Origin of the sequence: Arthrobacter sp. ZGTC131 (assembly GCF_002929275.1) — a bacterium.
Taxonomy (GTDB): Bacteria; Actinomycetota; Actinomycetes; order Actinomycetales; family Micrococcaceae; genus Arthrobacter.
On sequence record NZ_PJIK01000001.1, the window covers coordinates 373,996 to 393,907 of the forward strand.

General features: G+C 67.4%; 20 protein-coding genes and 1 riboswitch. Of the genes, 9 read left to right on the plus strand and 11 right to left on the minus strand.

What is annotated here, in order from left to right:
* Positions 1 to 28: 28 nt before the first annotated feature.
* The gene (gene thiS, locus CXQ90_RS01670; RefSeq protein ID WP_104136479.1) at positions 29 to 265 is read right to left on the minus strand and encodes a sulfur carrier protein ThiS; all 237 of its coding nucleotides are present in this window, start codon (positions 263 to 265) and stop codon (positions 29 to 31) included.
* Positions 262 to 1,596, minus strand: a complete 1,335-nt coding sequence (gene thiO / locus CXQ90_RS01675; RefSeq protein WP_104136869.1) for a glycine oxidase ThiO — start codon at positions 1,594 to 1,596, stop codon at positions 262 to 264. Before thiO ends, thiS begins: the two co-directional genes overlap by 4 nt.
* Positions 1,588 to 1,710, minus strand: a riboswitch (TPP riboswitch). Its footprint overlaps the gene before it by 9 nt.
* A gap of 27 nt (positions 1,711 to 1,737) precedes the next feature.
* Between thiO and thiE the strand changes: the two genes are divergently transcribed.
* Positions 1,738 to 2,442, plus strand: a complete 705-nt coding sequence (thiE, locus tag CXQ90_RS01680; RefSeq protein ID WP_104136481.1) for a thiamine phosphate synthase — start codon at positions 1,738 to 1,740, stop codon at positions 2,440 to 2,442.
* A gap of 50 nt (positions 2,443 to 2,492) precedes the next feature.
* Here the strand turns inward: thiE and CXQ90_RS01685 are convergent, their stop codons facing one another.
* Positions 2,493 to 3,179: a ferritin-like fold-containing protein gene (locus tag CXQ90_RS01685; protein WP_104136482.1), complete on the minus strand. Its 687-nt coding sequence runs from the start codon at positions 3,177 to 3,179 to the stop codon at positions 2,493 to 2,495.
* 41 nt (positions 3,180 to 3,220) lie between these two features.
* Between CXQ90_RS01685 and CXQ90_RS01690 the strand changes: the two genes are divergently transcribed.
* The 3 genes from CXQ90_RS01690 to CXQ90_RS01700 all read left to right on the plus strand — a co-directional run bounded on the left by CXQ90_RS01690 (position 3,221) and on the right by CXQ90_RS01700 (position 7,666).
* Positions 3,221 to 4,744: an RNB domain-containing ribonuclease gene (locus CXQ90_RS01690; RefSeq protein ID WP_104136484.1), complete on the plus strand. Its 1,524-nt coding sequence runs from the start codon at positions 3,221 to 3,223 to the stop codon at positions 4,742 to 4,744.
* Between the two features lie 298 nt (positions 4,745 to 5,042).
* Positions 5,043 to 6,785 carry a DEAD/DEAH box helicase gene (locus CXQ90_RS01695; RefSeq protein WP_104136486.1) on the plus strand — a complete coding sequence of 581 codons (1,743 nt, stop codon included), beginning with the start codon at positions 5,043 to 5,045 and terminating at the stop codon, positions 6,783 to 6,785.
* 8 nt (positions 6,786 to 6,793) lie between these two features.
* Complete coding sequence (locus CXQ90_RS01700) at positions 6,794 to 7,666, plus strand: site-specific DNA-methyltransferase (protein ID WP_104136488.1); 873 nt, start codon at positions 6,794 to 6,796, stop codon at positions 7,664 to 7,666.
* Positions 7,667 to 7,745: 79 nt separating this feature from the next.
* On the opposite strand, the gene CXQ90_RS01705 is transcribed toward CXQ90_RS01700, so the two are convergent.
* Positions 7,746 to 8,591: a PHP domain-containing protein gene (locus CXQ90_RS01705; protein WP_104136489.1), complete on the minus strand. Its 846-nt coding sequence runs from the start codon at positions 8,589 to 8,591 to the stop codon at positions 7,746 to 7,748.
* Positions 8,592 to 8,694: 103 nt separating this feature from the next.
* Here CXQ90_RS01705 and CXQ90_RS01710 point away from each other — a divergent pair, with 103 nt between their 5' ends.
* Positions 8,695 to 10,275, plus strand: a complete 1,581-nt coding sequence (locus CXQ90_RS01710) for an aminopeptidase P family protein (RefSeq protein WP_104136491.1) — start codon at positions 8,695 to 8,697, stop codon at positions 10,273 to 10,275.
* A 100-nt stretch (positions 10,276 to 10,375) separates the two neighbouring features.
* On the opposite strand, the gene CXQ90_RS01715 is transcribed toward CXQ90_RS01710, so the two are convergent.
* Entirely contained in the window at positions 10,376 to 11,314 is a 939-nt protein-coding gene (locus CXQ90_RS01715; protein WP_104136493.1) for a general stress protein, read from the minus strand.
* 77 nt (positions 11,315 to 11,391) lie between these two features.
* Here CXQ90_RS01715 and CXQ90_RS01720 point away from each other — a divergent pair, with 77 nt between their 5' ends.
* Genes CXQ90_RS01720 through CXQ90_RS01730 form a run of 3 tightly spaced genes read left to right on the plus strand, consistent with a single transcriptional unit; the run spans position 11,392 to position 14,526 of the window.
* Positions 11,392 to 12,675 (plus strand): CBS domain-containing protein, encoded by a 1,284-nt coding sequence (locus tag CXQ90_RS01720; RefSeq protein ID WP_104136871.1) that lies wholly within the window; start codon positions 11,392 to 11,394, stop codon positions 12,673 to 12,675.
* Positions 12,668 to 13,387 carry a DUF1003 domain-containing protein gene (locus CXQ90_RS01725; RefSeq protein WP_258064306.1) on the plus strand — a complete coding sequence of 240 codons (720 nt, stop codon included), beginning with the start codon at positions 12,668 to 12,670 and terminating at the stop codon, positions 13,385 to 13,387. Before CXQ90_RS01720 ends, CXQ90_RS01725 begins: the two co-directional genes overlap by 8 nt.
* 11 nt (positions 13,388 to 13,398) lie before the next feature.
* A complete protein-coding gene (locus CXQ90_RS01730; RefSeq protein ID WP_104136496.1) occupies positions 13,399 to 14,526 on the plus strand; it encodes an Mrp/NBP35 family ATP-binding protein in 1,128 nt (375 codons plus the stop codon).
* A gap of 48 nt (positions 14,527 to 14,574) precedes the next feature.
* Here CXQ90_RS01730 and CXQ90_RS01735 read toward each other — a convergent pair whose 3' ends face one another.
* The 3 genes from CXQ90_RS01735 to sigE all read right to left on the minus strand — a co-directional run bounded on the left by CXQ90_RS01735 (position 14,575) and on the right by sigE (position 16,705).
* Positions 14,575 to 14,997: a Sec-independent protein translocase TatB gene (locus tag CXQ90_RS01735; RefSeq protein ID WP_104136497.1), complete on the minus strand. Its 423-nt coding sequence runs from the start codon at positions 14,995 to 14,997 to the stop codon at positions 14,575 to 14,577.
* A gap of 89 nt (positions 14,998 to 15,086) precedes the next feature.
* Positions 15,087 to 16,013, minus strand: coding sequence for an anti-sigma factor (locus CXQ90_RS01740; protein WP_104136499.1), 927 nt, complete (start codon positions 16,011 to 16,013; stop codon positions 15,087 to 15,089).
* Between the two features lie 74 nt (positions 16,014 to 16,087).
* Positions 16,088 to 16,705, minus strand: a complete 618-nt coding sequence (gene sigE / locus CXQ90_RS01745; RefSeq protein ID WP_104136501.1) for an RNA polymerase sigma factor SigE — start codon at positions 16,703 to 16,705, stop codon at positions 16,088 to 16,090.
* Between the two features lie 319 nt (positions 16,706 to 17,024).
* Between sigE and CXQ90_RS01750 the strand changes: the two genes are divergently transcribed.
* Positions 17,025 to 17,657 carry an O-methyltransferase gene (locus tag CXQ90_RS01750; RefSeq protein ID WP_104136503.1) on the plus strand — a complete coding sequence of 211 codons (633 nt, stop codon included), beginning with the start codon at positions 17,025 to 17,027 and terminating at the stop codon, positions 17,655 to 17,657.
* A 57-nt stretch (positions 17,658 to 17,714) separates the two neighbouring features.
* Here CXQ90_RS01750 and CXQ90_RS01755 read toward each other — a convergent pair whose 3' ends face one another.
* From CXQ90_RS01755 to CXQ90_RS01765, 3 genes are all read right to left on the minus strand, one after another.
* Positions 17,715 to 17,882 (minus strand): DUF3117 domain-containing protein, encoded by a 168-nt coding sequence (locus CXQ90_RS01755; protein WP_104136505.1) that lies wholly within the window; start codon positions 17,880 to 17,882, stop codon positions 17,715 to 17,717.
* A gap of 235 nt (positions 17,883 to 18,117) precedes the next feature.
* Complete coding sequence (locus CXQ90_RS01760) at positions 18,118 to 19,371, minus strand: hypothetical protein (protein WP_104136872.1); 1,254 nt, start codon at positions 19,369 to 19,371, stop codon at positions 18,118 to 18,120.
* Between the two features lie 119 nt (positions 19,372 to 19,490).
* Entirely contained in the window at positions 19,491 to 19,898 is a 408-nt protein-coding gene (locus CXQ90_RS01765) for a DivIVA domain-containing protein (protein WP_181038389.1), read from the minus strand.
* Positions 19,899 to 19,912: the final 14 nt, after the last annotated feature.

Consider the following 19,912-nt stretch of genomic DNA (forward strand, 5'->3'; position numbering starts at 1 on the left):
GTTGTTGCTGTTGTTGCGGTCATGGTCCTCATCCTCCCTGGACTGCCGTGACGAGTTCGATGTCGTCGCCCTCTGCAAGGGCGGTGCTGTGCCATTGGCTCCGCGGCACCACTTCCGAGTTGCGCGCCACTGCTACCCCGAGCCGTTGCCCGTCAGCGGCCTGTCCGTTGGCGGCAAGTTTGCGCCCGGTGACCAGGCTGACGAGGGTTGTGACAGAGGCGCCTGTGCCCACTGCCTGTTCAATGCCGTTGAGTGTGATGTTCATGCTGGTTCCTTGCTCTGGTCAAATGTGACTGTGCCCGAATGTGTGCCTGTACCCGTGTCTGTGACTGTGCCGGGCGAATGTGGCTGTGCCAGCTGCGGCGAAAACCTTCCTGGCCGGAAGGCGTCCCAGCGACCGTCCTGCACGCCATCCATCAGCTCGCGGCAAATTGCTGCCGCTGCCGGGGTCAGGAGCACTCCGTGGCGGAAAAGGCCGGTGGCGATGATGAGCCCGGCCACCGCTGTTGGTGCCACCGCTGTTCCGGAGCCACGGCTGGACGGGACACGGCCCAGCAGGGGTGCGTTGTCCGGCGTTCCCGGCCTTGCCCTGGCCGTCGACTCAAGGAGCTCGAGCTCCGCCACCGCAGGAACCAGGGCCTGGGCGTCCCTGAGTAGCTGATAAACCCCGCCTGCGCTGGGACCGGACAGGTCGTCTTCCCGCTGGGTGGCACCGATCACCACCGTGCCGTCCCGGCGCGGAACCAGGTACACGGGCACGCCGCGGACCATGCCCCGGACCGTGGCGGTCAGCAGCGGGCGGAGCCGCTCCGGAACGCGGAGCCTGAGGATGTCCCCGTAGACCGGCCGCAGCGGAAGTTTGAGCCCCTCGGGCAGCCCCTCGAGCGATCCCGCACCGAGGCCGTTGGCCACCACCGTCTCGGCGGCCAGGACAGTCCCGCCGCCAGTGAGCCGGACCCCGCAGACACCCGCGCCGTCCCACAGCAGTTCGGCAGCATGTTCCCTGACCGCGTACCCGTGCCATGCTCCGGCCACGGCGGTCCGGGACCCGGGGGTGTGCTCGGCGAGGACAGCGGCGAGGCGTTCCACGAGCCGCCGTGGATCCACCTGGTGGTCGGCCGGGATGTCCAGGGCGCAGGAGATGCCCGGGCTGAGCAGCGGCTCGCGGGACCGTGCTTCGCGGATGGTCAGTGGTTCGACGGCCAGCCCGCTCGCCCGCTGGACTTCGCGGAGATCCATCAGGGCGCGGCGGTCGGCGGGGTCCGTGCCGACGGCGAGGGTCGGCGTCGGAAGATAGCCGGTGTCCCGTCCGCCGTCGGCGAGCGCGGCGGCGAACGCCGGCCACAGTGCCGAGGATTCGAGCATCAGCTCCAGGAGTTCTTCTTCCTGGTAGTGCAGCTCGCTGACCGGTGCCAGCATCCCCGCGGCGGCCCAGCTGGCGCCCGTCCCCGGAGCTTCATCGATGAGGACCACGGAGCGTCCCGATCGCCTGGCCTCCCAGGCGATCCCGTGGCCCACCACCCCTCCGCCGATGACAGCCACATCGGCATGCAGTGTTGCTGTGGCGGAAGTGTTCCCGCCGGGTCCAGGGTTCATGGAGATCCTTCCCTACGCCGGTACTAACCGGATCAGGTCAAGCGGTCGGCTCTTACGCCCTCTCAGCCCTGCGCCGTTTTGTGACAGCTGCAGCGGGCTCCCGCGGTACCTGCCCAGTTTAGAGGAACTAGGCTGGTTGCCATGACCGCGCATGACGTCCACACCACCGCCCGCCTCTACCTCTGCACCGATGCCCGCAAGGACCGCGGCGACTTTGCTGACTTCGTCGACGCCGCCTATTCCGGCGGGGTGGACATCATCCAGCTGAGGGACAAGAGCATCGAGGCCGCCGAGGAACTCGAACTCCTGGACGTCCTGCGCCAGGCGGCCCACAGGCATGGCCGGCTTTGGGCCGTCAACGACCGCGCGGACATCGCGTCACTTTCCGGTGCTCCCGTGTTCCACATCGGCCAGAAGGACCTGCCGCTCCGGTCGGCGCGGAAACTGCTGCACGCCGCCACGGTGATCGGGCTTTCCACGCACACCACCGAGGAGGTGGACGCGGCCATCACCGCCACCCACGGCCGCACGGGGCTGGACTATTTCTGTGTGGGCCCGGTGTGGGCCACCCCCACCAAGCCGGGACGTCCCGCCGTCGGGCTGGACCTTGTCCGGTATGCGGCGGAGGCCGTCCGGAAGGTGGATGAGGAAGTGGTCGGCGGCCTGCTCCTGCCCTGGTTTGCCATCGGCGGCATCGATCTCAGCAACGTGGAGCAGGTCCTGGCGGCGGGTGCCAGCCGGATCGTCGTGGTGCGTGCCATCACCGAGGCCCCCGATCCGGCGGCCGCGGCGGCCGAGCTGCTGGCCGCCCTGGATGCAGCGGAACCGGCGTCCGCTGCATCGTAGCCGGATACGCGCAGCAGCAGGCCGGCAGCCGCGGCAGGACGGGAGGGCCGCTACCCGCTGAGTCCGAGCTGCACCATCCGCCGTGAGTGGTTTTCCGCAAGTTCCGCGGTGAGGCTGCGTACCAGTTCCCGAGCCGCGGCATCGTTTGCGCCGGTCTCCGATTCGGTGAGGAGTCCGCTCAGGAAGGCGTGTTCGTATCCCACCCGCTGAGCCTGCGTGACTGCCTCGCCCAGGAGCCGGCGGCCCCACAGGGCCAGCCGCGAGGCGAGCCGGGGATCATCCGCGAGCGCGCCTTTCAGGCGTTCCCGGAGTACTGCCGTCGCCTCCTCCGACGACTGGATCTGCTCGATGACATCCCGGGTTCCGGCGTCCACATACCGGGCCACCATGTGGTAGAAATCGGCGGAGACCGTGTCCACCACGTAGGCCTTCATCAGGGATTCATACCAGTCCGCCGGGCGGGTCCGCTCATGGAAGTGGTCCACGGCGGCCTGGAACGGGAGCATCGCGTCTTCGACGTCGACGCCCATGGCGGCGAGCTTGGCACTCACGATCTCGTAGTGCTGGAACTCGATGACGGCGATCCTGCCGAGCACGGCACGATCGTGCAGCGTGGGCGAGTAGCGGGCATCGGAAGAGAGCCGCTCGAAGGCGGAAAGCTCGCCGTAGGCCATGACGCCGAACAGATCTGCGACGAAACGGTCGTACCGAGCGGTGTCAGCCGAGGATGTGCCCATAATCCAAGACTAACGGCGCAATTCGGGCTAACCTGATTTTCGTGTCACATCATCGCTTGTCCCCCAGCGTCCACGAACAGACCAGCGCGCTCGCGGACGCCCTGAGCGCGCTCCGGACGGAGCTGGAACTGCCCGGAGAATTCCCGGCGGACGTGCTCAAGGAAGCGGAAGCGGCCGTGGCGGAGCGGGACTTACCGGCGCTGGACCTGACCGGCGTCGAGTTCCTCACCATCGATCCGCCGTCGTCCACCGACCTGGACCAGGCACTCTTCATCGAACGGTCCGGGGACGGCTACCGGATCCTGTATGCCATCGCGGATGTGCCGTCCTTCGTGGCTCCGGGCGGTGCCCTCGACGCCGAGACCCGGCGCCGGGGACAGACCTTCTACGCCCCGGACGGCCGCATTCCGCTGCATCCGGAAGTCATCAGCGAGAACGCCGGCAGCCTGCTCGCAGGGCAGCTGTGTTCGGCGTTCGTGTGGGAGTTCATGCTCGATGCCGCAGCCGAGGTGAGGTCGGTGCTGGTGCGCCGGGCAATGGTCCGCAGCCGGGCCAAGCTCAACTACAAGAGCGTCCAGGCAGAACTCGACGCCGGCACGGCCGCCCCTGTACTCGTGCTGCTGCGTGAAGTGGGGCTGAAGCGCGTGGAGCTTGAACGGGCCCGCGGCGGGGCAAGCCTGAACATGCCGGAACAGGAAATCGTGCAGCTTCCCGACGGCGGCTACCGGATTGTGGCAGCGCCGCAGCTTCCGGTGGAAGACTGGAACGCCCAGATTTCCCTGATGACGGGGATGGCTGCGGCCGCCCTGATGCTTGAGGGCAAAGTGGGCATCCTGCGCACCATGCCGGCTCCGGACGAACGCTCCCTCGGCCACTTCAGGCGGCAGACCGCCGCCCTGGGGAAGCCGTGGGACGGACAGGCCAGCTACGGGGACTACCTTCGGACCCTGGATCCCACCGACCACCGGCAGCTGGCCATCCTGCATTCGGCAAGCATGCTCTTCCGCGGAGCCGGGTACACGCACTTTGACGGAACGGTACCGGAGGAGGCCACCCAGGCCGCCATCGGAACGGCCTACGCACACACCACGGCTCCGCTGCGCCGGCTAGTGGACCGCTTCGTCCTGGTCATCTGCGAGGCATTGAGCAACAACAAGGCCGTGCCGGCTTGGGCCCGTGAGGCGCTGCCCTCCTTGCCGGACATCATGGCGGCGTCCGACCAGCTGGCGTCGAGGATGGAGCGGCTGGCCCTGGACACCGTGGAAGCGGCCCTGCTGATCAACCACGTCGGCCAGGAGTTCGACGCCGTGGTGATCTCCGGGTCGAAGCCCGCCAAAAACGGGAACGGCAACGGGAACGGAAACGGAAACGGCAGGGGCGCCAACGGCAAACCGGCCAACGGCAAGGGATTCAACGGCAATGGCCCGTCCGGCGTCGTCCAGATTGCGGAGCCGGCCGTCACGGCCAGGTGCGCCGGCGAAATGGAACCGGGCACCAAGGTGAGGGTCCGCCTGGTCTCCTCGGACATCGCCACGCGCGAGATCCACTTGGAGCTCGTGGACTGATCCCACGGCTGATTCCTGCCCTTGCGCGGCCGCGCCAGTCAGTGAATCCTGTTTTGCCAGCTAGACTGAAGGGGTAGTAATGGATGCCCGGTCGTTGATTTCCTTGATTTTGAATTCAACAAGCCCGCCCCTACGCGATCTTGAGACACACCCGTTGGTCCCCAGTGCCAGCATTTAGATAGCCCGCGATCGGCTTCCACTGGATTTGCTTGCGCGCTGAGCGTGCTCCGGAACGGCCCCTTTGGCCGCCCCGTTGAGCAGGCGGTGCCAATGCCCAAATGAATAAGGAAACTCCCCTGTGAGTGAATTGCATACCCACCAGCTTCTCTCTGACGACTCCGGAACCGAGACCATTGAGCCGGAAGAAACCATCATCTCGGATGAGAAACCCCACGAAATAGCGGAAAAGTCCTTTGCGGACTACAACGTTCGGGCCGATATCGTCGAGTCCCTTGCCGACGCCGGCATCACCCACCCCTTCCCCATCCAGGCGATGACCCTGCCCGTGGCATTGTCCGGCCACGACATCATCGGCCAGGCCAAGACCGGAACGGGCAAGACCCTCGGCTTCGGCATTCCCGCGCTGCAGCGTGTGGTGGGCCCGGACGACGCCGGCTTCGACAAGCTGCCCGCCCCGGGTGCCCCGCAGGCCATGGTGATCGTTCCCACGCGCGAGCTCGCCGTGCAGGTCGCCAACGACCTCCAGAACGCATCCCGCAAGCGCAATGCCCGGATCGCCACGATTTACGGCGGCCGCGCCTATGAGCCGCAGATCGAGGCCCTCCAGAAGGGCGTCGAGGTTGTGGTCGGTACCCCCGGCCGCCTGATCGACCTCTACAAGCAGAAGCACCTGGTGCTGAAGAACGTCAAGATCGTGGTGCTGGACGAAGCCGACGAAATGCTGGACCTTGGCTTCCTTCCGGACGTCGAGACCCTGATCGCCGGCACTCCCGCCGTCCGTCAGACGCTGCTGTTCTCGGCAACGATGCCCGGCCCGGTCATCGCCATGGCACGCCGGTACATGACGCAGCCCACCCACATCCGCGCCGCTGATCCGGATGACGAGGGCCTGACCAAGCGCGACATCCGCCAGCTCATCTACCGTGCGCACAGCATGGATAAGACCGAGGTTGTTGCCCGCATCCTGCAGGCCCGCGGCCGAGGCCGCACCATCATCTTCACCAAGACCAAGCGCACTGCCGCGAAGGTTGCCGAGGAACTCGTGGACCGCGGGTTCGCCGCTGCTGCCATCCACGGCGACCTCGGCCAGGGTGCCCGCGAGCAGGCCCTCCGCGCCTTCCGCAACAACAAAGTGGACGTCCTTGTCGCCACCGACGTCGCCGCCCGCGGCATCGACGTTGACGACGTCACGCACGTCATCAACTTCCAGTGCGTCGAGGACGAGAAGATTTACCTGCACCGCGTGGGCCGCACCGGCCGCGCCGGCAACAAGGGCACCGCCGTCACGTTCGTCGACTGGGACGACATGCCGCGCTGGGGCCTCATCAACAAGGCACTGGGACTGAGCGTCCCCGAGCCCGTCGAAACGTACTCCTCCTCCGCCCACCTGTTCGAGGACCTGGACATCCCGGAAGGCACCAAGGGCCGGCTCCCGCGCAACAAGCGCACGCTGGCTGGCGTTGACGCCGAGGTCTTGGAGGACCTGGGCGAAACCGGCAAGAAGAACGCCCGCAGCGGCGGACGGGACAGCGGTGGACGGGACAGCGGTGGACGGGACGGTGCCCGCGAGAGCCGTTCCGGCGGGCGCGACGCCGGCCGCTCCGGCAGCAGGGAAGGCAGCCGCCGCAGCGGCGGCGAATCGGCCGGACATTCGGGAGACCGCCGTCGTCGTTCCCCCGAGCCCGCCACTGAGGCCGCAGCAGGCCCCGCAGCAGGTTCCGCCGGCTCCGCCGTAACGGCTGCCGAGCAGCCGTCGCGCGCGCGCCGCAACCGCACGCGCACCCGCCGCCGCAACGGTGAAGTGGTGGCAGGCAGCGAGTCGGCCGGAACCGGCTCACAGCCAAGCGGCACCGAGGCCTAAAAGCCTCAATGACTGAAACTGTCTGGGCGCCGGACGGCAGCAACCTGGTGGTACACGCGGATAACGCGCAATTCCTCCCCACGCTGCCGGACGGCGCCTTCACACTCATTTACGTGGACCCGCCGTTCAACACCGGCCGGGCCCAGCAGCGCCAGGAAACCAAGATGGTGCTCAACGCCGGCGGCGACGGCGACCGCGTCGGGTTCAAGGGCCGATCCTACGACACCATCAAGGGCGCCCTGCACCGCTACGACGACGCCTTTAGCGACTACTGGTCCTTCCTGGAGCCGCGGCTGGTCGAGGCATGGCGCCTGCTGGCCGACGATGGCACGCTCTACCTGCACCTGGACTACCGCGAGGTGCACTACGCCAAGGTCATGCTGGACGCCATCTTCGGCCGGGAAAGCTTCCTGAACGAGATCATCTGGGCGTACGACTACGGCGCACGCGCCAAATACCGCTGGCCCACCAAGCACGACAACATCCTTGTCTACGTGAAGAATCCGGCCAAGTACCACTTTGACAGCGCCGAAGTGGACCGGGAACCGTACATGGCGCCGGGGCTCGTGACGCCCGCCAAGCGTGAGCTCGGCAAGCTGCCCACCGACGTGTGGTGGCACACCATCGTCTCCCCCACCGGCAAGGAGAAGACGGGCTATCCCACGCAGAAGCCGGAAGGCCTGGTGCGCCGCGTGGTTGCGGCCTCAAGCCGGCCCGGCGACTGGTGCCTGGACTTCTTTGCCGGTTCCGGGACACTCGGCGCGGTTGCCGCCAAACTGGGCCGCAGGTTTGTCTGCGTGGACCAGAACCAGCCGGCCATCGACGTCATGGCCAAACGGCTGGGCCCGCACGCCGAGTTCGCCTCCTACCCGCGCAACTGACTCGCACTAGATATCGTTTCGCAGGAAAACTGCGAGTTCGTTGGGCCGGGACGGGGTGAGCTGGGCCGGAGACTGCGGGTCAGCGGATGACCGGCGTGCCCGTGCCGAGCTCCTCGATCCGCGCGAAGACTTCGGGCGCGGTCAGGTATTCACCCAGCCTGTTCGGTTTGCCCGTGCCGTGGTAGTCGGACGACCCCGTCATGAGGAGTCCGTGCGTCGCCGCGAGGCGCCGCAGGAACTCCCGGCCCTCGTCGGTGTTGTCACGGTGATCGACCTCCAGGCCGGCCAGGCCGGCGTCGATCATGTCCCGGTAGGTGCGCTCCCCCACGACGCGGCCCCGCGCGGACGCCACCGGATGCGCGAAGACCGGGACGCCGCCTGCCGCGCGGACGAGCTCGACGGCGAGGGCTGGCTCCGGCGCATAGTGCTGCACGAAGTACCGCGAATGGGAGGTCAGGATCGAGGTGAAGGCTTCCGACCTGTCCGACACCACACCGGCCGCCACGAGCGCATCGGCAATGTGCGGCCTTCCCAGGGTGGCCCCGGGCGCCACGTGGTGGATCACGTCGTCCCAGCTCAGGGGGTAGTCCTCGGCCAACAGCGTGACCATGCGTTCGGCCCGGGTGAGGCGTGCGTCCTTGGCCTTGGTGATCTCTTCGAGGAGCCCCTCGTGGGTGGGGTCGTGCAGGTAGCTCAGCAGGTGGACGCTGATGCCTTGGTCCGTCCGGCAGGAAATCTCCATGCCGGGCACCAGCGCCACGCCGTTTTCGACTGCCGCTCGCGAGGCTTCAGCCCACCCGTCGGTGGAGTCGTGGTCTGTCAGGGCTATGACGTCCAGCCCCGCGGCAGCCGCGGCTGCCATCACCACGGCCGGCGCTTCCGTGCCGTCCGAGATGTTCGAGTGGGCGTGCAAATCAATCCTCACCTGCCCAGCCTAGTAGATGCCCGCCGCATGCGGCCGGACGGGCCGCTTTCGATGTGCCGGGCCGTGTTGGCCTAAGCCGCACGGCTGGTGAGACGATGGGACGGTGAACGATGCAGAAAACACCCCAAACTCCGCTTCCCAGCCCCTCGAAGAGCGCGTCAACAACCGCTCGCAGCGGCCCAGTTCCGAAGCCTTCAAGGCCTTCATGGCCAGCAACTGGGCGCCGTCCCCGCAGGTGACCCCCGCGCGCGACGCCGTGGCCGGCCACGCCGCCCGGCGGCGCCGCGCCATCTCCGACCAGTTCAAAGGTGAACGCCTGGTGGTGCCGGCCGGTCCGCTGAAGGTCCGCTCCAATGACTGCGACTACCGCTTCCGGCCGCACTCCGGTTTCGCGCACCTCACCGGCCTCGGCCTCGACCATGAGCCCGATGCCGTGCTCATTTTCGAACCGGTCGAGGAAGGCACCGGCGACGACGGCGGGAACCACCGCGCCACCCTCTACTTCCGCCCACTGGCCGGCCGGGACACCGAGCAGTTCTACGCCGACTCGCGGTCCGGCGAATTCTGGATCGGCGCCCGCCCCACGCTGCCCGAGTTCGAGGCACGGCTTGGCCTCCCGACAGCGCACATCGACGAACTCGAGATGGCCATCACCAAGAACGTCGGCGCCCCGGAAATCGGCGGAATCTCGATCCGGCTGGTGCGCAAGGTGGACGAGAACATTGACGCCCTCGTGGACACCGCCCGCTACAACACGGCCAAGGATCCGGACAACCTGGATCTCGGCGTGCTGGATGCTCTGGACGAGAAGCTCTCCGAGGCCCTCTCCGAACTCCGGCTGATCAAGGATGAGTGGGAAGTCGAGCAGATGAGGATCGCGGTGGCCGCCACGGCCGAGGGCTTCGCCGAAGTGGTCAAGGCGCTGCCCCGTGCGCTGACCCATTTCCGCGGCGAGCGCGTCGTGGAGGGCGCCTTCTTCGCCCGTGCCCGCGAGGAGGGGAACGAACTCGGCTATGACACCATCGCTGCTGCAGGCAACAACGCCACCGTGCTCCACTGGACCCGGAACACCGGCCGAGTCAACGCCGGCGAACTCCTCCTGCTGGACGCTGGCGTCGAAGCCGACTCCCTCTACACCGCGGATATCACCCGCACGCTCCCGGCCAACGGCACTTTCTCCGAGGTCCAGCGCAGGGTCTACGAAGCAGTTCTTGACGCGGCCGACGCCGGATTCGCCGCGGCACAGATCGGCACCAGGTTCCGTGACATCCACACAGCCGCCACCACCGTGCTGGCGGAACGCCTCGCCGAGTGGGGCCTGCTCCCGGTGCCGGTTGAGGAAGCCGTCAGCGAGGAGGGGCAGCAGCACCGCCGCTGGATGCCGCACGGCACCAGCCACCACCTCGGCCTGGACGTCCACGACTGCGCGCAGGCCAAGCGGGAACTCTACCTTGACGGTGTGCTGGCCGAGGGCATGGTCTTCACGATCGAACCCGGCCTCTACTTCAAGAACGAGGACCTGGCCATTCCGGAGGAGTACCGCGGAATCGGTGTGCGCATCGAGGACGATATCCTCATGACAGCCGACGGCCCCGTCAATCTCAGCGCAGCCCTGCCCCGCACCGCAGACGACGTCGAGGCTTGGATGTCGGGAATCTACCAGGAACTCGACGCCCGCCGTTAGGCCCGGCCGGCGGTTCGCCCGGTGGATCCGGCACTACCAAACTCATGAATAAGGCAGGGTCACCATCCGGTGGCCCTGCCTTATTTGTGCCGCCGCGCTGCTAGCGCTGCTCTTCATCCTTGCGCTGCGGCACCTGGCTGGGATCGCTCACGCGCACGCCGTACTGCGGGCGCCCGTCCGGGAGGTCCGGGTAACGGACAGCCGCCGGCCGCTGGCCCGCGCGTTGCCCGGCGTCCTCGGTCTGGGCGCCTTCCGGGGTCCTGCCCGGCTGACCCTCGACGGCCCCGTACTGGGGTGCACCGGCAACCGGGGCGCCCGGAACCTGGGAGCCTTGAGTTTGGGAGCCCTGGGTGGTGTCCTGTCCCGGGGCGCCTTGCCCCTGGACATCCTGGGCCCTTTGGCCGTAGGGGTCGTTCCAACCGGCGGGCCGCTGCGGCGCCTGCCCCTGCTGGCCGGGCTGCTGCTGGTAGGGCTGGCCGTGATAATCGCTCTGCGTGTAGCTCGCGGGCCGGGCACCGGCCGAGGCGTCCGACGGCGACATCGGCAGCTGCTGCAGCAGCCGGCGGGCTTCATGGGCGGCCTCGAAGGACACCACGACGTCGTAGCTGGTCGCCACGACCTGGCTGGTGGAGGTGAAGTCACGCTTGCCGCGCTGCGTGGCGTAGGTGACAATCCCGAAGAGCATGAAGAACGCTGCGCCCATCAGGACGGAGCTGATGATCGAGAACGTCCCGCCGGCAGGGGTGAAGAAGGAGAGCATGACCCCCACGAAGAGGCCGAACCACATGCCGCTCAGGGCACCCGAAAGGGCTACCCGGGGGTAGCTGAGCCGCCCGGTCACCCGTTCCACCATCTTCAGGTCGTTGCCCACGATGGACACCATGTGCACCGGGAACTGCTGGTCGGCGAGGTAGTCGACAGCCTTCTGGGCGTCCAGGTAGGAGGTATACGTGCCGACGGTATCCCCCGTGGGGACTGTCCGGGATTCGTCGGAGCCGTTCGGGACACCAGCCTTGGGACCACCAAAAATGTTTGACATACACCCATTCTTGCCCATAAGGATGTGTGCGAGCTGAAAATTCAGCTAAAAGAGAGCAGACTCGGTAGCCTGTAGTGGTGAGCACAAATCCTACCCGCGTCTTCGTTGCACGGCTTCTGGGCCTGGACGTCTTCGACCCCCTGGGCGACCGTCTGGGCCGGCTGCGCGACGTCGTGGTGCTCTCACGCGGGACCCGCGGCGCCCCTCATGTGGTGGGCATCGTCGTCGAGGTGCCCGGCAAGAAGCGCGTCTTCGTTCCCATGACACGTATTACGTCCATCGACCAGACCCAGGTCATCTGCACCGGGCTGGTCAACCTCCGCCGCTTCGAACAGCGCGGCGCCGAGACCTTGGTGGTGGCCGAGATGTTCGACCGCCGCGTCACGCTCCGGGACGGCAGTGGTGACGCCACCATCGAGGACATCGCGATGGACCAGCACCGGTCCGGCGACTGGTTCGTCAGCAAGCTGTTCGTCCGGCGCGGCCATTCCCTGGCCCCGCTGAGCAGGCTCCGGCGCAACGAAACCATGATCATCGACTGGGCGGACGCGCACCAAGGGGCAAGGACCGAGCCCCAGGCTGCCACGCAGTTCGTCGCCAACCACGAGGACCTCAAGCCCGCAGACTTCGCCGAGGCGCTGCAGGAAATGAGCGACAAGCGGCGGTTCGAAGTCGCCAGCGAGCTGCAGGACGAACGCCTCGCCGACGTCCTGCAGGAACTGCCGGAAGACGACCAGGTGGAGATCCTCTCCGCCCTGGACGTCCAGCGCGCGGCGGACGTCCTGGAGGAGATGGACCCCGACGACGCCGCCGACCTCCTCGGTGAACTGCCGTCGGCGCAGGCCGAGGAGCTGCTGCAGCTGATGGAGCCGGAAGGCGCGGAGGACGTCCGCCGCCTGCTCGAATACGACGAAGACACTGCCGGCGGCCTGATGACCCCCGTTCCGGTCATCCTCCCGCCCGAGGCCACGGTGGCCGAAGCACTCGCCCACGTCCGCCGCGAAGAGCTGTCCCCTGCCTTGGCGTCGTCCATTTTCATTGCCCGGCCGCCGCTGGAAACTCCCACCGGCCGCTTCCTCGGCGTGGTGCACATCCAGCAACTGCTGCGGTTTCCGCCGTTCGAACCGCTCGGCAACCTCGTGGACAAGAACCTGGAGCCGCTTTCGGATCAGGCCCACATCAGCGAGGTGGCCCGCACGCTGGCCACCTACAACCTGAACTCGCTGCCCGTGATCAACCAGGCCGGCCGGCTGGTGGGGGCCGTGACCGTTGACGACGTCCTGGATCATCTGCTGCCTGATGACTGGCGCGCAAACGACGGCGAAGCTCCCATCCGAAGGCTTGGAGGCCGAATTGGCTGAAAATACGGCAAAGGGCGCCGGTCCGCGGGCAACGGGGAAGGCCGCGGGCAAGGGCAGCCTGGACACCCCGCTGAGCGGCCGGCAGCGCATCCTGCCCAAGTTCTCCCCGGATCCCGATGCGTTCGGCCACGCCACCGAGGGCTTTGCCCGCTTCATGGGCACGCCGCAGTTCCTGCTGTACATGACGGTGTTCTGTTTGTTCTGGCTCGGGTGGAACACCTGGGGTCCGTCGGACTGGCAGTTCGATTCCCAGGCGCTGGGCTACACGCTCCTGACCCTCATCCTGTCCCTGCAGGCGTCCTACGCTGCGCCGCTGCTGCTGCTGGCACAGAACCGCCAGGACGACCGCGACCGCGTTTCCCTTCAGCAGGACCGCCAGCGTGCGGAGCGCAACCTGTCCGACACCGAGTACCTGACCCGCGAACTGGCTTCGCTACGCATCGCACTGCGTGAAGTGGCCACCCGCGATTACGTTAGGGCTGAACTCCGCAGCATGCTGGAAGACCTGCTGGAGGCCCAGGAGGAGTTGCGCACCCACGAAGCCACCGGGCCGGGCAGCCATGAGTCCCCCCGTGAACTTGTCAGGGAAAAGCTGAAGGAAAAACGCGACCGGCAACGCAATCCGCGCACCCAGCAGATCCCAAAGGTCAAGCCGGACAAGACGCGCCAGGGCCGATCGGCCCAGCCGCGCCCCTCCTCTCCCGAAAGCTGAGTATCCACAGCATGAGCACCGCCCTGGTTGAGGCAGTCAACGCTGCCCTGGCAACCGTCATCGATCCGGAACTCCGCCGTCCCATCACTGAACTGGGCATGGTCGATTCCGTGGAGATTTCCGACGCCGGCACCGTGCGCCTCGCGGTGCTGCTCACCATCGCCGGCTGCCCCCTGAGGGACACCATCACGAGGGATTCGGAGGCCGCGCTGCTGGCCGTTCCCGGCGTCACCGCCGTCGACGTCGACCTGAAGGTCATGACCCAGGCCCAGCGCGACGCCCTGAAGGAGCGGCTCCGCGGGCCCGGCGGCCAGCGGGGCATCCCGTTCAACCAGCCGGGATCGCTGACGAAGGTCTTCGCCGTGGCCAGCGGAAAGGGCGGCGTGGGAAAGTCCTCCGTGACCGTCAATCTGGCCTGCTCCCTGGCTGCCCAGGGCCTGCGTGTGGGCATCGTGGATGCGGATGTCTACGGCTTCTCGGTTCCGGCCCTGATGGGCATCACGCAGCAGCCGACCCGGGTGGACGACATGATCCTTCCGCCCGTGGCCTACGGGGTGAAGGTCATCTCGATCGGCATGTTCGTCACGGGCAACCAGCCGGTGGCCTGGCGCGGACCGATGCTGCACCGGGCGCTCGAGCAGTTCCTCACCGACGTCTATTTCGGCGACCTGGACGTCCTGTTCCTTGACCTGCCTCCGGGCACCGGCGACATCGCCATATCGGTGGCGCAACTGCTCCCCAAAGCCGAGATCCTGGTGGTCACCACTCCCCAGGCCGCCGCGGCCGATGTAGCCGAGCGGGCAGGTGCCATCGCCACCCAGACGGGGCAGACAGTGGCGGGGGTCATCGAGAACATGTCGTATCTGGAAATGCCCGACGGCGGCCGGATGGCGCTGTTCGGAAGCGGCGGCGGGCAGTCGCTCACCGAACGGCTCAGCGCCGCGACCGGCACGGACGTGCCGTTGCTGGGCCAGATCCCGCTGGACATACTCCTGCGCGAAGGCGGCGATTCGGGCCAGCCCATCGTGCTCGGACGCCCCGAAACGCCGGCAGCTGCGGCGCTGTCCGGGATCGCCGGACAGCTGGCGGCCAAACCGCGCGGCCTGACCGGAATGTCCCTGGGGCTGCAGCCCCGCTGACACCGCCCGTGCCCAAGCGCATGGCTGGCGCCTGGCTGGCCGAAGTGCTTAGGTGGCTTCCGTGTCGAAAGGTGCGGGCACGCCGTCGCGCAGGCGCTCAAGCAGCGGCCTGGTGCGGGAGTCCGGGGACAATTCTCCTGCCGCCGCTGCCCCCGCAACGGCGGCAGCTGTGGAATCCGTCCCGCTGGAAGGAGCTCCCGGGCTGACCGGCTTCGTGTCGTCATCGAGGAGTGCTTCCTTGATGATGCGCCGCGGATCGTACTGGCGCGGATCGTACTTCTTCCAGTCAACGTCGTCGATGTCGATGCCGACTTCTTCTTTGATCTGCTCCCGCGCTCCTGACGCCATTCGCCTGACTTCGCGGACCAGGTTCGCCAGCTTCTGGGTGTATTCGGGCAGCCGTTGGGGGCCGATCACCATAATGCCGATGAGCAGCAGAAGCAAAAACTCCGGGCCGTTGATTCCAAACACTTTAGGAAGATTACCCTCTCATGGGACGTGGCGACGATTTCGCGCCGGTCATAGCCGGGTTCCGCCCGCCGTCACGGCCGGGATGCCGGTCAATTCGGCAACTGCCGTGCCATCTTGCGGAGTCCGCGTTCCATGCGGTCGACGATCGATTCCGCGCCGGGATTGCCCGCATCCGGACGCGTGGCCGCCACGATTCCGGAGTGCCTCGCCAGGCCTGCCGCCGCCAGCGCCGCCACTGCGTCGTCGGCAGCGTCGGCCGGCAGGTCGGACATGTAGGTGAATGTGGTCCCGGAAACCTGGTAGATCGCGCTCCAGGGCGCCGCCGTCTTGATCCAGAGCCGTTCCCGCGCCCCGTCGCCGGCAGCGCCGACGGCGACGAACCCGTCGAGTCTGGCGGGGTGACCCGTCAGGGGGTTGACCGGTGAGTCCGGCGAGGTCGGAGCGGCTGGCGCTGCAGCCGCGTCGTGGCCTTTACCGGGCGGGGTGGGGGAATGCTGTTCCACGATGGTCGCCGTGTGCCGGCCGTCGGATAGCCGCAACTCGACGGCGCGATGACCGCCCCGCACGGTGTCGGTTGCGGACACCAGGCGGAAGCCCATGCCCTTGAGGTCAGGACAGGCCCAGCCGTGCGATCGCAGGCTCGCCAGCCGACTTTCCGCGTCGCCCGCCCCCGACACGTTCCCGGACTCGCCGGAGACGGAAGCTGCGCTGGCCGCTGCCGCATACAGTGGGGGTTCACCGGCGGACAGGTATGCTCCCGCCGCGACGGCGCCGGCGGCCACCACGGCAACGCCGCCCGCTAGTCCTGCGAGCCTCAGCGCGCCGATCCGTGGAGCAGCCGCAGCAGGGGCCATGGCGAGCTGGCGTGTCTGCAGGAGCAGCCGCGCCGTCAGTTCGTCGCTGGCCGCGGGGACGGCGGCCTCGCGGAGCCTTTCAAGGTACTGGCGCTGCCGCCGGAGCGCGGCGGCGCACTCGGTGCACTGGCGGACGTGATCTGGTGTCCCCGGATGGCGCATTGCCGCGACGTGCAGAGACGCCGTCTTGTCCTTAAGCCCCCCCAGTAAGCGATGCAAATGACCCATGGCGCCGATCAGAGAGCGCCGGCGATGCGGGGCAGCTTCAACCGCGGCTTGCGGGACTGCACGGGCCTCGGATCACGGTGGGCGAGTTTCTCCCGCAGCATGGTCCGGCCACGGTGGATGCGGGACCTCACCGTACCGAGCTTCACGCCGAGCGCCTCGGCAACCTCGTCGTAGGACAGGCCTTCAAGGTCGCACAGCACCACTGCGGCGCGGAAGTCCGGCGGGAGTTCCTCAAGGGCGGCCTGCACGTCGAGGTCCAGGTTGTTCAGCTCAAAGCTCTGCTCGGGCCCGGGCTCCCGGCCCGGCAACCGTGATTCGGCGTCCTCGGCCAGGGCATCGAAGCGGATCCGGCTCTTGCGCCGGGCCTGGTCCAGGAAGAGGTTCGTCGTGATCCTGTGCAGCCAGCCGTCCAGGGTGCCGGGCTTGAAGTTCGCCAGCGAACGGAAGACCCGGACGAACACTTCCTGCGTGAGGTCTTCGGCGTCGTACTTGTTGCCGGTGAGCCGGTACGCAAGCCTGTAGACCTTGGCGGAGTGGTTGGTCACCACTTCTTCCCAGGTGGGCATGACCCAGTCGGCTGCGGGCTCTTCAATTGTAGGGACAGGTGCCACAACTGATCCTGACATCGTCCACTCCCCTCGTGGATGTACTAACGCCTGATGTGGTTGACATCATTGGTTCGGCGCCGATCACCACTTGGATGAGCGGATAATCATCATTTCAAAGATGGCTGGGAATTTCCTGACTGCGGGTCCCCCTTTAGCCGAAAGCGCAACACCGGACGCGCCAGCGGGGTTCCGGCAACACGCACGAGTGTGCGGACACAGCCTGGCGCCCGGCAGTATCCGCCATCACAGGCCTGTCCCCCGTCACCTTCCCGCTGCGCACCGCCCGACCCAGTACGCTGTAAGAAACATGCCCCTGCCGCCCAGAAAGCGAATACCCATGAGCGCCGATAAGTCCACGAGCTGGTCCTATGCAGAAGATCTGCCTGCCGAGGATGAGGTCCTGCTGCGCGCCCGGGAACGTTCATTTGAGCTGGGCGTGACCCCCATCGGCCGCGGCGTCGGGGCCGTGCTGACCGTGCTGGCGGCCGCATCCAAGGCGCAGACCGCCGTCGAGATCGGCACGGGAGCCGGAGTGTCCGGCGTGTGCATCCTCCGCGGGCTCGGCCCGCAGGCCGTACTGACCACCATCGATGTGGACGTCGAACACCTCAAGGCCGCGCGCGAGGCGTTCCATGAGGCCGGCAGCCCTGCCAACCGGACGCGCACCATTTCGGGCCGCGCAGGCGATGTCCTGCCGAGGCTGACCGATGCCGCCTACGACCTCGTCTTCATCGACGGCGACAAGCCCAATTTCCCCCGGTACGTGGAGCAGGCCGTCCGCCTGCTCAAATCCGGCGGCCTCCTGATCGTCAACGACGCCCTGGACAAGGACCGCGTGTCCAACCCGGCGGCGCGCGACGCCACCACCGTTGTGCTGCGCCAGGTCGGCAGGTCAGTGCGCGACGACGACCGGCTGTCCTCCGCGATGCTGCCCACCGGTGACGGGCTGCTGGTAGCGGTAAAGAAGTAAAACTAAGAAGCAAAGGCAGGGCCCGCAGCCTCCTGGCTGCGGGCCCTGCCTTTCACGTTATTCGGTAGCCCCGACGAGGCAGTCCTTGAGGTTGGCCGCCTCGGCGGCATTGAGTTCAACCACGAGCCGCCCTCCGCCTTCGAGCGGCACACGCATGATGAGGCTGCGGCCCTCCTTGGTTACTTCCATAGGGCCGTCGCCGGTGCGTGGTTTCATAGCCGCCATGAGGAATATCCCCTCCAGTAGTCCCAGGACTGAGCAGCCCGGCCGGGCTGAGTCCGCATGGTCAAACAAGCCGCTATGGCGGCCGGTTCGGCAGCCGCCATGGCTGAACACTTCGTATGCTTCTTGTCCTTGCTTATCCTCTATTATCCTGTAATTACCCGTCTGTAGCTAATCGATGGACATTCCGTGCGGCTGCCGATTTCACGGGTCGCCATACAGCGTGTCCCCGCAGTGATCAGGGCGGATAGTCCCCGCCGCCGGGGAGTTGGGCCCAGGCCCAGAGCCAGACCACCCACACGATCTGCAGCAGGACAAACATGGTGACCACCGCGCCCCGGTAGGCCCGGGACTTCGACACCAGCGCGGCGGCCAAAGCCAGCGGAAACAGCGGAAGCAGCATGCGGAACGTGCTGGTCTGCGGATGCAGGAAAACCACGAGATACCCCATGTAGCACACGCACCAGAGCCTGAGCTCCGCTCCCAGCCGCAGCACGGGACGGGACATCATGAGCAGCGCGAACAGGGCCACGAAGACAAAGGGCGCCACAATGCCCAGGACGGGGCCGAACAGCAGTACGCCGGTGTCGAACCAGGGCTTGAACGGTACCAGATCGTGCCCGCGCCAGACCGTTTCGGTCTTGGTGTAGGCCTCGATGTCCCCCGTTGTTGCCCAAGCGATGGCGGGCCACAGGAGTGCCGCGGCTCCGCTTGCGGCGGTCAGCGCCGCCAGCGACCACAGCTCCGCACGGCTGTGGATCCCCTGCGGCTTGTCCGGCACCGCAGCAGCCTGGGTCGGTTCGGCGCCCTTCATCCGGCCGTGCCGCCACGCCTCCGCAGCGCGGAAAAGGAACAGTATCCCGGCCATCGCGGCGAACGGTACACCCGTGGGCCGGGAAAGGCACATCGCCACCACCACTGGAACGGCCCAGAGATAGTGCCGCCGCACCACCAGCAGCAGGGCAGAGGCAAGCAGCAGGATGTTCAGGGACTCGGCATAGGGGACCTGAAGCACCGGGGAGACGGGGAACGTGGCAAAAAACGCCACCCCCCAGAGGGCCGTCCCGTGTGCGGCCCTGTGGCGGAACAGCGCGTAGATCACCAGCGATGCGGCCAGGCCTGCGAGCATCGCGATGAGCGTCAGGGCGGCCGCCGGGCTCATGCCCGAGACGCCGGAGAGCATCCGTCCCAGTGCCGGGAACAGCGGGTAGAAGGCCCAGGTGTTTTCCTGGATGTTCCCGGCCTCATCCGCCGGCAACTCGGACGGGTAGCCGCCGGCAATAACTTCGCCGTACCAGCGGGCGTCCCAGATGTTGATGAAGTTCCAGTAATCGGGCTTGGCCGGGAACCAAGGGTTCACGCCTTGGTGTATCGCCGCGGACATGAAGATGCAGGCGCTGAGCAACCGTGCCCCGGCATAGAGCGCTGCCACCTGGACCCACCAGGGCCAGCGGGCAGCCCGCGCGGCAAGCGGTGCCGAAATCGCACGCACCGCGCCGGTTACCGCGCCGGCCGGAGCCGGCTGATCGGCCCGGGACGGTGCCTCGGGCCTGCGGGAAGCCGGTCCGGAAGCGGAGCCGGGGCCGGAGCCGGGTCCGGGCGCGTGACCGTTCAAGGCCGGTCCTCGGCCGAAGTACTCAGGACGTTGGTACGGAGCTGCTCCCGGAGCCGCTCGATCTCGGCGTCCTTGGACGCGAGCTGGGCCTCCTTGGCCGCAAGCGCTGCGTCCTTGGACGCGAGCTGGTCGCGGAGGTCATCGAGCACCTCGTCCACCTGGTCCATCCGGTAGCCGCGAAGTCCCAGCGAAAACCGGACGTGGTCGACGTCGGCGGCCTTGGCATCCGCGGGCAGCAGGACCGGGGGCAGCGACGCCACCGGCTCGTCGAAGCCGTCGTCGATCAGCTCGTTCCGGGCGCGCCTTTTCCGCATGAGGCCCGCCCCGATGTCGGTGCCGATCAGGGCGGTTGCGCCAATCAGGACGATGGCGAGGAAGACGAGGAAGAAACTCACATCACCCATCGTGCCAGACGCCG